At 41.3% G+C, this 13,292-nt stretch carries 10 protein-coding genes; 8 read left to right on the top strand and 2 right to left on the bottom strand.

Annotated features, from left to right (window positions below):
* Positions 1-235: 235 nt before the first annotated feature.
* From ACE1TI_RS05430 to ACE1TI_RS05405, 6 genes are all read left to right on the top strand, one after another.
* Entirely contained in the window at positions 236-1,807 is a 1,572-nt protein-coding gene (locus ACE1TI_RS05430; RefSeq protein WP_375006561.1) for a peptidoglycan-binding protein, read from the top strand.
* Positions 1,808-1,941: 134 nt separating this feature from the next.
* A complete protein-coding gene (locus ACE1TI_RS05425) occupies positions 1,942-2,385 on the top strand; it encodes a hypothetical protein (RefSeq protein WP_375006560.1) in 444 nt (147 codons plus the stop codon).
* A gap of 209 nt (positions 2,386-2,594) precedes the next feature.
* Positions 2,595-2,756 carry a hypothetical protein gene (locus ACE1TI_RS05420; protein ID WP_375006559.1) on the top strand — a complete coding sequence of 54 codons (162 nt, stop codon included), beginning with the start codon at positions 2,595-2,597 and terminating at the stop codon, positions 2,754-2,756.
* Between the two features lie 159 nt (positions 2,757-2,915).
* Positions 2,916-3,236 (top strand): four-helix bundle copper-binding protein, encoded by a 321-nt coding sequence (locus tag ACE1TI_RS05415; RefSeq protein ID WP_375006558.1) that lies wholly within the window; start codon positions 2,916-2,918, stop codon positions 3,234-3,236.
* 595 nt (positions 3,237-3,831) lie between these two features.
* Positions 3,832-4,131, top strand: a complete 300-nt coding sequence (locus ACE1TI_RS05410; RefSeq protein WP_375006557.1) for a hypothetical protein — start codon at positions 3,832-3,834, stop codon at positions 4,129-4,131.
* A complete protein-coding gene (locus tag ACE1TI_RS05405; protein ID WP_375006556.1) occupies positions 4,094-4,696 on the top strand; it encodes a class I SAM-dependent methyltransferase in 603 nt (200 codons plus the stop codon). Before ACE1TI_RS05410 ends, ACE1TI_RS05405 begins: the two co-directional genes overlap by 38 nt.
* Positions 4,697-4,942: 246 nt before the next feature.
* Here the strand turns inward: ACE1TI_RS05405 and ACE1TI_RS05400 are convergent, their stop codons facing one another.
* Complete coding sequence (locus ACE1TI_RS05400; RefSeq protein WP_375006555.1) at positions 4,943-7,087, bottom strand: S8 family peptidase; 2,145 nt, start codon at positions 7,085-7,087, stop codon at positions 4,943-4,945.
* Between the two features lie 409 nt (positions 7,088-7,496).
* A complete protein-coding gene (locus ACE1TI_RS05395) occupies positions 7,497-8,531 on the bottom strand; it encodes a C40 family peptidase (protein WP_375006554.1) in 1,035 nt (344 codons plus the stop codon).
* A 495-nt stretch (positions 8,532-9,026) separates the two neighbouring features.
* On the opposite strand from ACE1TI_RS05395, the gene ACE1TI_RS05390 reads away from it, so the two are divergent.
* Positions 9,027-9,857, top strand: a complete 831-nt coding sequence (locus tag ACE1TI_RS05390; protein WP_375006553.1) for a DUF6612 family protein — start codon at positions 9,027-9,029, stop codon at positions 9,855-9,857.
* Positions 9,858-10,516: 659 nt separating this feature from the next.
* Positions 10,517-13,267 (top strand): S-layer homology domain-containing protein, encoded by a 2,751-nt coding sequence (locus ACE1TI_RS05385; protein ID WP_375006552.1) that lies wholly within the window; start codon positions 10,517-10,519, stop codon positions 13,265-13,267.
* The last annotated feature ends 25 nt before the right edge of the window (positions 13,268-13,292 follow it).

Raw genomic sequence — 13,292 nt, 5'->3', positions numbered from 1 at the left:
AAGTGCAGAAAATTCATTCAATATAGTGAAAAAATATGGCTAAATTTGCGATAAAGCTATATAATGATAGATGTAAAGAAATGTTCTGCGCTAATAGACCTGAATGAGAGGCAGAGAAGCATCTAGATTCTTCACCGTGTATAAGTTTTTTTAATGATGAATCTAGTAAACAAGGAAATAAAAAATATGGGCTCTTACCCCAAAGGAGCCTCTATCAAAACGGGGAGGGATGAGCTTGTTCGAGACTACCACTACAATGAAAAAAGTAGTAGTAACTTCCACCACAGTCACAGGTGCAATTTTAGCTGCACCGCTTGCAGCCGATGCAGCGTTTGGCGATGATACATTGTATCCAGGCGCAAACAATGACGAGGTGAAAAAGCTTCAAGATCTGTTGAAAGATAAAGGTTATTTTACATATCATACCTCAACGGGCTATTATGGAGACCGTACTAAAGAAGCAGTCCAGGAATTTCAGAAAAAACATAATTTGACTGTTGATGGAGTTGCCGGTCCCGAAACTTTTGGAGTGCTGTTAACCGAACGTTCTCAACCATCCAGAAAAACAGCTTCTGCAACTGCAGAGTCTAAGCCGAATAACGAAAAAAAAGTGATGCTTGGAAGCTCCACTATATTGCGAATTGGCGTCCAAAGCGGAGAAGTAAAAGAGCTGCAAAAGCAGCTGAACGCTTTAGGCTATTACAATGGAGAAAAAAATGGTTATTATGGACGGCAATTATCAGAATCAGTAAAAAGATTTCAAAGAGAAGAAAATATTACCGTTGATGGGATTGCTGGTCCGCAAACCTTTGCTGCTTTAAAGAGTGCCAGGACGGTGAATGAGCCGGCATCTGGTTCAAAAAGTGCCACTTCTCAAGCAGCCGATAATAAACAAACCTATTCTGATACATTTAAAGTGCTTGCAAGCGGTGATAAAAATAGTGACGTCTCCCTATTGCAGAGCCAATTAAAAGATTTAGGCTATTATAATAATGATATTACTGGCATTTTTGGGCCAATAACGGAAGAAGCTGTGCGCAAATTCCAAAAGAATAACGGCCTTCAAGCAGATGGCCTGGCTGGTCCGAAAACGCTGAATACATTGCAAAACAATCCAAAACAAGCTCCATCTTTAAAAAGCCAGACGGATACCGAAAAAGCGAACTCCCAAAACAACCAGGTTTCTTCCGTACTTCGCTATGAATCACGAGGAGAGGAAGTAGAAACACTGCAAACGCAGCTGCAACAGCTTGGTTTTATGAAAATGGAAGCAACCGGTGTATTTGGAGAAGTTACAGAAAAAGCAGTGAAGAGCTTTCAAAAAGAACACGGGTTAACGAGTGATGGAATGGTTGGTCCTGAGACCGCCAGTAAGTTAAAGCAGCTGCTAAATGGAGAAGAACCTTCTAAAGAAAAGAAACCAACAGAGTCTCCTTCAAGCGGAAAAGTGAGCGCCACGAATCTCATCGCTGATGCTGCAGAGCATGTCGGAACCCCGTACGTATGGGGCGGTACTTCCACCTCTGGCTTTGATTGCAGCGGGTTTTTACAATATGTTTTTAAAGAAAACGGAGTAGAACTGCCGAGAACAGTTGCTGATATTTATGATGCCGGTACTACTGTAAATACTCCACGTGTAGGGGACATCGTATTTTTTGAAACATATCAAGAAGGGCCTTCTCATGCTGGCATTTATATTGGAAACGATCAGTTTATTCATGCTGGAAGTTCCACCGGGGTTACGGTTAGCAACATGAACACACACTACTGGGGTGAAAGATATTTAGGAGTAAAGCGTTACTTTTAATAAGAAGCCTAACTCTTGTTCACGGGGTTAGGTTTTATTTGTGGAATGACAGGGGGATATTGTAGTTCATGTATGCCCTTACATGAAGTGTCAAAGAGGATGAAGCAATATTTTGTTGCAGCAGGAGGGATTTCATGCATACCGATCCATTGGAATTAGAAGCACTTGAATTGCATTTGCTTCCCAATAAAATTACACAAGCTCATTGGAATAATATATACCAGGTAATGAAAGAGTATATCGAACATTTACATGAAGACCAAATTGCTTCTTATCCTGAAAAAGCTATTATTGATCGGAAAATTTGCACGGGACACATTCACATTCATATCAAGCGTTCGTTTACAACAGATGCTGTACTTTTATATTCGGACCTTTGTTCTTATATTAATAAAACATCACCGCTTATTTTACTCGGTGTAACCAATGAGTACGGCAAGTTATCGACTCCGTTGATTATGGACCTGATCGTAATGATGCAGTCTCATATTCCAGGGAAAGTGCTGATTAAAGGCTATATTCACCCGCAGGATTGGTTAAAATCCATTGATCGTCTCCAAAAGCAAGGATATATATAACGGAGTCAAAAAAACTCTGAAAAGCAGGAATTACTGCTGACCAGAGTTTGCATTTCTTCTTTTCCTCATCCCCGAAAACGTTCTTTGTCTTTGCATCAATAAGAATGTTGTCAATTTCCAGGGTTTCTGAAGCGAGCAAGGAATAAGATAAAACGAAAAGCCTGTGATACAATTGCAGAAAACAAACAAGAAGTCAGGGGAGAGAAATAATGCTGCTGACCGAAGAGGAGAAAAAACATTTACTCAAAGTACTAGAGCGCGATCAATTAAGCTTTTTGCGTACCAAAAAGGATAGAGAAAAATCCAAACAGCTGCATGATAAAATAAAACAAACCCTTCGAAATGAAGCGATAAATAAAGATCACAAATAACGATTCCAGGAAACCGCGGTGTTACTTGGAGTGGTTTCTATTTTATAAAAAAGAAAAGAAAATGTCGTTTCTTCACATTTTCTTTATAAATTATGGGTAAAGCTGTAATGTCGGCATAAAATGGCCACATTACTTGCCATAAGAAGGAGGACGAGCTGTATGACCTATGAAGAATGTATTCAAGCATGTCTAGAGTGTATGGAAGAGTGTAACAGGTGTTATGATGCTTGCTTGCAGGAAGATAATATGAAGATGATGGCAGATTGCATCCGGCTGGACCGAGAATGCGCAGATATATGTGCATTTGCAGCGAAAGCGATGCAAAGCAACAGTCCGTTTGCTGGGAAAATTTGCGGATTGTGCGCAGAGATCTGCCAGGCTTGCGGTGATGAGTGCGCGAAGCATGAGCATGACCATTGCCAGCGCTGTGCCGAAGTTTGTTATAAATGTGCAAAAGTATGCCGAGAAATGGCATCCTAAAACGTACAGCCCGGTAAGCACAGCTTTCCGGGCTTTTTAAGCAAGAAGGGGGTGTCTATATGAAAGAGACTCATCACAAAAATAAACATAACAATAAACATAACAACCATGATCATTACCAACATGATAATTAACATGATCATTATTCTTCAGAGCATGATCACCACGATATTTTAGGTTTTTCATTTCTTTTATACACTTACCATCCCGATTATGGCGCTTTCTCCTATGATACAGGAATGGCTGTGAGTGAATTGGCGCTTTCCTAGAGACGAGTATATACTATTCGTTCTAAGCTTAGGAATCTGAATCCAAAGCTCAAAACTTTTCCGATCGGGCTGTTAATGAGTCCCGATTATGTGAGAGAACAGAGCTGGGAGTTTTCAGAGGATACGTTTCAAGAAATGTCGGAGCAAGGAAAAACCGTAATATTTATGGCGGAAGATGTAAAGTACTGGCAATGATTGATTTAGCAGATCAGATACGGTAAACATCCTTTGAAGCAGTCAACGTTTAAAAGAAATGGGCATGAAGCCGATGATGTTAACAGGCGACAATAAGAAAAGTGGTAAACTGGGTCGGGTGTAAGAATAAATTGATCCGCCATGTGGTACTCGTAGAAAGCGATCCTGAAGATGTCGTATTTGTCATTGAATTGTCGAGCGCCACTCATCGCAAAATGCACCAAAATCTGTGGTGGGCAGCAGGCTATAACCTTATAGCCATTCCTTTTGCGGCAGGTGTTTGGTGCCGGCATTGTGATGAGTCCGGCTGCAGGTGCCGTACGAATGTCGCTAAGCACTATTATAGTAGCTATCAATGCCCGGTTGTTACATGTATAAATAGGAGTGATATTTTTGTCTATTTCCCAGGAAAAGACGAGAAAACGGTATGAGCGGATAGCGCCGGTATTCGACATGATGGACAGGATGATCCGGTCGTCATGGCGCGAAAACATGGTGGCCAAAGCGGAAGGGGAAGTGCTCGAAATCGGGGTTGGCACCGGCGCCAACCTTCCTTATTACACGAAAAAAGTTAACAAAGTGACTGCAATTGATTTCAGCCCGGCGATGCTGAAACAAGCGGAGCGGAAAAAGCAAAAAGCAGCAATACCGGTGGAACTGAAAGAAATGGATGCCGAGGAGCTGCAGTTTTCTGATGACTCTTTTGATACTGTTGTAACCGCGTGTGTATTTTGTTCCGTGCCAGACCCGGTGAAAGGCTTAAAAGAAATCAAGCGGGTGCTGAAGCCCGGCGGCCGGGTGTATATGCTTGAACATATGAGAAGTGAGAACCCGCTCGGAGGCAAGCTGATGGATGGCCTGAATCCGCTTATCGTTCGTCTCTGGGGAGCCAATATTAACCGCCGGACCATGGAGAACATTTCAGCAGCCGGCTTAGAGGTGCAGGAGGAAAAGCATTTAATGGGAAAAATTATGCGAGAGCTGACGCTTGCTTAATTGAATTCATGGTGCAGCAGTAGTAAGCGAATTAGGTGGTGTTCGATAGTATTTTGACCGATTGCGATAGTAAAGTGAAATAATGGGTAGTAATTGCTTCGTAACGAAAGTAAATCGCTTCCTTTCGATAGTATTGTAAATAAACTGAACGGAGTATTTTCTCCAAATAACTAGTAAATGGAACTGCTCGGAAAAACACATAGAAAAACCCGGAACGGCATCTCCCTTCGCTCCGGGTTTTTTCCTTTATTTTTCCTGCAAATGCTCACCTAATTTATAAAAAATGCTCGCAAACTGCGCGCGGGAGAGCTTTTCTCCCGGTAGGAAGGTGCCATCGTCATAACCACGCACCATTCCATTTTCGGCTAAATAACCAATGGCACGCTGTCCGGTTGTATTCTCCTTCACGTCCGAGAAGCGTTCTGCTCCGTTTTCGCTGCTTCTTAATTCAAATACACTGCCCAAAATAGCGGCCATTTGTCCGCGGGTAATGTCACCATTTGGACGGAAGGTACCGTCCGAAAACCCGGAAATATAACCTTCATCTGTAGCATGAGCAATAAAGCCGGATGCAAAATAATCATCATCAACATCCTCAAAATGGGTGTCAACAGGGTCCGCATTCCAGTCCAACAGCCGTCCGATCATAGCAAGAGACTGCCCGCGTCTGACAGACTCTCCCGGATGGAACACGCCGTCGCTGCCTGTAATAATGCCTCGCGCAGATAACTCCTGAATAGGCTCAGCGGCCCAGTAGTCCCCGCTTACATCTTCAAAAGCAGGAGAGTTTTCCACTTTTTCCGGCCAAGAAAAGCCGGTGTTTTCTTCCTTTTCTTCGTCCTGCTCTGTGTCTTTATGTTCTACGATTTCTTCCACAGCCTCACTTTTAACTGATTCATTGCCGTCTACATCAACAGCTGTTACTTCATACGTATATGTACCAGGATCTACATTCTCATCTTTAAATAATTTTCCGTTGTTCACCTGCTTATAAGATTCGCCGTCTCTATAAATCTGATGATGAGAAATATCTTCGTTTTGGGTGCGATCCCAAAACACATATACATCTGCTGAGCCATCGTCATTATAAATCACGCGGGATTGTACGCCAGAAGGTGCCGAAAATTCCTTATTATTTTCGTCTTTATCTGGTGTTTCGATAGGATTTTCTCCAAGAGGGTTATCATCAATATTCTCTTCTTCTGGCTCTTCTCTTAGCTCATCTTCTGGTTCAGTCGAACTGCCGTCATTGTCCTCTACGGCAGCATCGCTTAAGTCAGGAATTTGTAAAAGGCCGTATCCGTAACGGGAGTCCCGTCCTGGTTCTCCTAGGTCCTTGGCCTCGTCTTGAAGCATACTGCGAAGCTCTTCTGCTCCTTTGTCTGGGTACGCTTCTTTTAATAAAGCAAATGCCCCGGTGACAAATGGTGTAGCCATCGATGTTCCGCTTAATGGACCATAAGAGGAGCCTTTATATGTACTCACAATCTCCTGGCCGGGAGCAGCTAACTCAACAGCATCACCAGAAGCGGAAAATGAAGCACGTTCATTGTTTTCATCGATTGCACCAACGGCTACAACCGAATCGTAACGTGCTGGATATTCTACGCGGCTGCTTGATGATGATGACTCTCCGCGATTACCAGAAGCAGCTGCCACAATGATGTCATTTTCATAGGCTTCTTGCAGCATGGATTTCATTGTGTTGGAGTCAGTGAGGGTGCCAAAACTTATATTAATAATGTCTACGTCTTGTTCAATCGCCCAATCCATTCCGTTAAGCACTTGAGTTAGAGATCCATTCCCGTCTTCGCCAAGCACTTTTACGGCATATAGATTAGCATCCGGTGCCACTCCAACAAGTCCTGCTTTTGGCTGGTTAGCTGCAATGATCCCTGCAACATGAGAGCCGTGGCCGTTGTCATCATTATATGAGTCCGTATAACTTACTGTAGAAAAACCATCCTCTACATCAAGAGAAGGATGAGAGGTACTGATTCCGGTATCAATAATAGCTACATCTATGTTTTTTCCGGTCACCCTATTGTCCCAAGCGAGGGGAGCATTTACATGTTCTAAGCCCCAGTTTTTCAATTCGTGATCACTAGCTGTGTTTACTTCTTCATCCATTTCTACATAAGCAATATCGTCTTGAGAAGACAGCCAGGCCGCTTCTTGTTTCGTCATTTTGACCTCAGCTGCATGGATTCTCTCCCAAACGTTCCCGGTCTCTCCACCGGCTGCTTCCACCACATTTAAGTCTAATGCTCCATCAAATCCTACTAAATATGTATCATCCTGATCTGAACCGGAAGTCTCTGCCAGCCCAGGGTCAGGGTAGGAAAAAAGAAGAGCAGAAGCTGCACAAACACTTAGCATTCTGCGAAACATTGCAATTCCCCGCTTTCATCTTTGAAGTCTGTCTATGAATAATGGTACAACAACATTTCAAAGATTGGTAGATTGTAGTAGTCTTTACCGATTATTTGAATAAAAAAGTTTCAAACAGGCGCTCAGTACCTTTCTCCTAAAAACTTTTAAAAAAGTAAATTTTTTTAGAAATTAGGTTTAAAATCTTCCAATGAAGGTAATACCTTTACCATACAGATAAACTTGCCTGCGGCCCCCTCTTATAGAGTGCCTGCTTCTCTTTTACGGGAAGTGCATTGGATAACATATATGATAGAAAGAAGAGTGCCAGCCCCTTACTTTCATGCATGGCTGCCCCCACCATGTAAGCACTGCTTCTTTCGATAAAAAAGACCCGCCGTGATGGCGAGTCCTAACTGATTCGGTTATGTTATTGTTCTAATGCATTTTCCAAGAAAACAGAGAAGTGGGCACGTGTTGTTTCCCGGCCTGGTTCGAACTCTCCGTCTTCATTACCTGTTGCAATACCACTGCCGGCAAGAGCGTGGATGTGTTTATTGTAACGGTGATCATCGCTTACATCGACAAAGTCACCGTCATAATCCGTTCCTTCAAGCTCAAATGCGCGATAGAACACAACAGCCATTTGCTGGCGCGTCATTGGATCTTCCGGCATATATTCACCGCGGTCATTTCCTGTGATTAAACCTGCTTCGTTTACTGCTTTAATGGCCGTAGCATGTTCATGGTTTTCACTTACATCATTAAATCCGCTGTCTTTTCCATCACGAGGAAGATCTAAAGCTTTCATTAGAAGCGTAGCAGCTTGTCCTCTTGTAATGCTTTTGGATGGCTTAAATGTGCTGTCGCTGTATCCATTGATGATGCCATCTTCACTTAATGAAGTGATGCTGTTGTATGCCCAGAAACCTTCTTTTACATCATGATACTGTCCGTCTGGAAGAGGTTCTAATGTTTCTGACTTTACCCCTTCATCTTTATCTTCTTCATCTAATACTCGTTTTGCGCCTTTATAGCGGCTGCCCCAGTAATAAGGATCATCCACTTTTGATATGCTGATCCCCTTAGAAGAAGAGGAATGAATAAAATCTCCGTTTCCTATGTAAATACCGTTATGGGTGATAGATGAGCCATTTGCAGAGAAGAAAACCAAATCTCCTTTTTGAAGGTCTGATTTTTTTACCGATTTCCCTACGTTGTACTGCTGCGATGCCGTTCTAGGTAAATCTTCTCCAACTTTGTCAAATACATAACTAGTAAAACCGGAACAATCAAATCCGCTCGGAGTTGTTCCTCCATAACTATAAGGTGTTCCTAAAAGCTTTCTGCCTTCTTCTTCAATTTTGTCTGCTTTTGACCCCGCATCCGCTGCCCCGGGCTGAAGCGTAAATACAGACAGCAGTAATACAAGACTCATTACTGCCATAAAACTTTTCTTGACCACAAAGGCCACCCCTCTCGATGAAATTTTTAAAGGTCGAAATCTCGCTACTGTGATGTATATTTCGTTACGTAGATTTATTAATAGATTGATAGTGTCGGATTTTGTCTGTTTCTCTCTTTTAAGCACAGTTCATAGTCTAGCATGTAAGAAGGCGCTCTGATTTTACATTTGTGTAACAAGATAAAGACAAAATGATACAAATCTCACCAATTTCATAGGATATTTCCATTTTCGAAAGGAATAGAGAATGGTTATATTACGCCTAAAATCCCTGTTATGATGAGGATATAAATAATGATTAACCGTTGTAACACTTTTGTAACAAAGGGAAATTTGTCACAGGATTTCCACAGGGAATATGGTAACTTTATAAAAAGCCGAGTACCAAAGTCTTACCATTCTTTCTGTTATAAACGATCTTTGCCTTTTAACGAAGAGGACTGTAAAATAACACTGTAATGCAAAAATCAACAAGAGAAGTAGGAGACTATTATTATGATAGGAAAAAAAACTGCCGCTGTTGTCGTGAGTACTGGCTTGTTGCTGCTAAGTGCCTGCGGAGAACAACAGCTTCCAGAGGAAGTATATAAACAATCGATAGAGGCCATGGAAGAGCTCGACAGTGTGTATTTTACTCATTCCAATTCGTTGAACGCAGAACAAGAAGGAGTAAGCAACTTCACACGGGGAGTGGTGCAATACAGTGATCCACTTGAAGCTTACATAAAAACAAACATGAACCTTATCGACTTAGAAGAACCTGTCGAACTTGATTTGCGGGTAAATGGAGATGAAATAGAAATTAGAGAAAAGGAAGAATGGGAAGAGTATGACACAGAAGTGAGTGAGCTCGATTCTCTGATGCGCCCCGCAGAAGATATGAACTTCTTTCTTGATTTTGAAGAAGAATTTCTTATGAAAGAAGAAGACGATTATTATGAAGTATCTTTTAAAGGAACAGACGAACGGCATCATACATTAGTAGAAAAGAAATTAAACAGCCTAGGCATTACGGAGTCTGCCGGCGGACTTAGTCAAAAAGCCCTGGATTCCATCCAGCTTGACCGGATCGATATGGTCGCTTATATCGATAAAGATACAGACCTTTTGCTTGGATATGACAGCCGTTTTACCTTTACGATCGAACTGGCTGGAGAATTACGAGAGTTTAATGAAATCTCTTATGTCCGTTACGAGGACTACAATGAAGTTGATGGAAACTTAGAAACATATATGGAAGAAAAAGTGAAAGAAATCGAACGTCAGCAGATGGAAGAGCAGCAAGGAGAGGAAGAGACGGAAGCAAAAGAAGAGACAATAGAATAAAATCATAAAATAAACACAGTCCGCGTACAATTTACGCGGACTTTTTTTAATGAAAAATTATTTATTTGTTTGTCAATGTCAAACAAGAGGCAATGAACCTATAAACTTTTGACTCATTTTTTACAAAAACGTAACATAAGCGTGACATAAACGTAAAAAATATGTTTCAATATGAAAAGTAAGGGAAAGATTGCCAATTTATTATCCATATGAACGATGATAAAAGACTCTTTATTTTATCATAAGTCCTTATTTAGGAGCTATTATCCTATGAAAAATATGAAAAAATAGGATGTTTAACTATAATTTTGTGATTACAGGGAAATAAAGGGTGGAATTTATAAGTAAAATGTTGTAGAATTTTTGTAAACTGACGTCAAAATATGCGGTAATAAATCAATTTGCCCATAAAAGTAATGCATAACTATTCCCAATATTCCCATAATATGAATTGACAGTCCTATTTTCGGCAAGTATAATGATTTTTGCAGTTTTTTGAAAAAATGGAAAAAGCTAATCGGAGGATGCGCTTTCACGGATGTTTCCGATGACCCGACACTAGATCGTTGAGGAACCAGATGACGTGACAGTCTCTGAAAATTAGAAAATAGTATTCTATCAAAACTGAGATAGAATACCTAATAAAAGGAGGAATTATTTTGTCTTACAAACCAAAATCTTATCGTAAGTTTCTCGCTGGATCAGTGTCCGCCGCTATGGCAGCAACAACTTTTGGAGTAGTAGGTCCTGTGGATGTCCAAACAGCTGATGCTGCAGAAGCATTCCCGGATGTAGACAACGATTATTGGGCGTCTGGATCGATTCAACGTCTTGCTGACCAAGGAGTTATTAGTGGTTATAAGGACGGTACATATCGTCCAGGTGAAGAAATTAACCGTGGACAAGTAGCTGCTATGCTTGTGGCTGCATTTGATCTTGATGTTGATGAAAATGCAGAGCCTCCATTTGAAGATTTAAATCCAGAGAGTTATTTCACTCCTTATGCCGCAGCGGTAAAAGAAGCTGATTTGATTAAAGGTCGTGAAGGCAACACGCAATTTGCTGCTGGAATGGATCTTTCTCGTGAGCAAATGGCTACGATTCTCGTACGTGCGTTTGACCTTGAACCTCGTGATGATGTAGATGCTGATGTAGGAGATTTGGATGAAGCTCACGAAAGTCACCAAAACAATATTGAAATCCTGGCGCAATATAACATTACAAACACATCTGACGGCAATTTCCGTCCGAAAGAAACCGTAACACGTGCTCAGTTTGCTGCTTTTCTTGACCGTGCCATACAAGTAGATCAAGGAGTAGAGGCAAGTGTTTCAAACGCTGCAGCCGTAGATAGCACAACAGTTGAAGTAAGCTTTGACGGAGAGGTTGAAGATGTAAACGCAGAAGACTTCGCTTTTGATCCAGAGCTTGCTGTACTAGATGCAGAAGATATTTCTCCATCAGACTCTGAAGAAAGCGGAAGCGCAGAAGGAAGCGTTGTTCGTCTTACGACTGAAGAACAAACAGCAGACGAAGAGTACACGCTTTCTTATAAAGGCGAGTCTACTGGCCAAACCATTACTGGTGTAAGCCCAGCTGTGGCAGTAGAAGATATTACTCCTCTATCTACGACAAGCTTTGAGATCGATGTAGATGGCGAGCTCAGTGAAGATTTGGATGAAGAAGACGTAGAAGAGCGTCTGAATGTTTCTGTAGTAAATGATGATGAAGAAACAGAAGTAGATCTTACGAATGTAGAAATCAGTGAAGACAGAGAATCTATTACTGTAGAGCATGTTGATAATGATCTAGAAGGCACTGCAGGAACTCTTGTTGTCAATGGATTCGAGTACGACTTTGACTATGAAGGCATCGAAGTGGAATCAGCAGAAGCCACAACTACGTCTGTTAGAAGTGACGAAGACCAGCAGCTAGAATTTACTGTTAACGGCTTCCGTAACGTATCTATTGAGGATTTAGAAGAAGCAGGATATGAAGTAGAATTCCTTTATAATTCTATTGACGCTCCATTTGATGGAGACGCAACAAAAGAAGAAGGAATTATTGATGCTTCGGACTTAGAAGAAAGCTTCCGTTACGCTGTGGAAATTACAGATGAAGACGGCAATGAATTCACTTCTGAACAGCAAACCGTAGAAGTGCATGATGACGAAGCAGTCACAGAAGTCACAGAAGTTGGCTTATTTGATGATAACGACCTTTGGGAAAATGACTATGTTACTTCTGCCAACGAAGGGAACACTATCAAAGCAATTGAAGGAATTAACGCCTTTGGCGAAACTTTAGACGATGAGGAAGTAGAATTCCCTGAAATTGAAAATGTAACTTCTAGTGATGTAAGTGTCGCTTACTATGACGATGGTCTTGTAGTAAATGGAGAAGGCGACGTTACCCTTACGGTAGAATTTGATGGTATTGAAGAACCAGTAGAACTTGACCTTGAAGTAGTAGAAGATCAAGAAATTACTGGTATCGAAGAAAGCGGCACTACGAAAGGTTTCACTACTAACGCCCAAAGCGACAGCTTCACAGTTATTGATCAATACGATGAACCTTGGGTTGGTGATGGAGAAAAAGTAAATTATTCTATCACTGATGAAGATGGAGAAGAAGTAGGTTCCGGAAACCCTGGTATCCATGCTGATGGCACAGTAAATGTAGACTTCCCAGAAGATTTAGAAGGAGAATATACACTAACCTTCTCTAATGATGGAAATGAGATTGGTACCGTTGATTTAGAATTTGTTGAACTAGAAGGCGTAGATGAGTTTACTCTAAATGTTGATCCAGAATCTGTAGACTTGAACGATGCCATTGATGAAGACGGTGAGCTTGATTATACAGATGAAGATCTTGAATTTACTGCTACTACAAGCGGAACATTTGAAAATATTGAATTAGATGATGATGAATTAGTAGAAGCTCTTGGCAATCTTGACGGTGATCTACAACTGCGTACTAGTGATGCAAGTATCGCAAGCCTTGCTGACGATGGAGAAGTAGAACAAGATGAAGATCTTGAAGTAGAAGAAGCACTCGAATTTGAAGCACATGCTCGGTCTGAAGGTACTGCTACTCTCTATCTTGAACAAGTAGAAGGTGACTTTGTCACTACTCTTGCTCAAGTAGACGTAGAAGTTGAAAGCAGCATTCCGCAAGTAACTGAGCTCAGCCTTGCAGATGATGTAGATGCTCTTCAACTTACTGAAGGAGATAATGGCTGGGATTATGATGTAGAAGACCTTTCAGCAGATGTGGATCTTGAAGAGTACATGATTTCCAATATCCAGTTCTCCAAAAATGACGGACAAGCCATCATTACTATAGGTGACCTTTATGGCGGTGAAACTTTCGTAGTAGATGCTGAAGAAGTAACAGAAGAAGAATAAAAAAATGAAGGACCTGCCTTTTAGA

Source organism: Alteribacillus sp. JSM 102045 (genome assembly GCF_041949975.1).
GTDB lineage: Bacteria > Bacillota > Bacilli > Bacillales > Marinococcaceae > Alteribacillus.
This window is presented reverse-complemented; position numbering and strand designations above follow the sequence as displayed.

Excerpts from the sequence above, each read along its gene's own strand:
- ACE1TI_RS05400 (WP_375006555.1), bottom strand. The coding sequence starts at position 7,087 with ATGTTTCGCAGAATGCTAAGTGTTTGTGCAGCTTCTGCTCTTCTTTTT.
- ACE1TI_RS05415 (WP_375006558.1), top strand. The coding sequence starts at position 2,916 with ATGACCTATGAAGAATGTATTCAAGCATGTCTAGAGTGTATGGAAGAG.
- ACE1TI_RS05390 (WP_375006553.1), top strand. The coding sequence starts at position 9,027 with ATGATAGGAAAAAAAACTGCCGCTGTTGTCGTGAGTACTGGCTTGTTG.
- ACE1TI_RS05425 (WP_375006560.1), top strand. The coding sequence starts at position 1,942 with ATGCATACCGATCCATTGGAATTAGAAGCACTTGAATTGCATTTGCTT.
- ACE1TI_RS05420 (WP_375006559.1), top strand. The coding sequence starts at position 2,595 with ATGCTGCTGACCGAAGAGGAGAAAAAACATTTACTCAAAGTACTAGAG.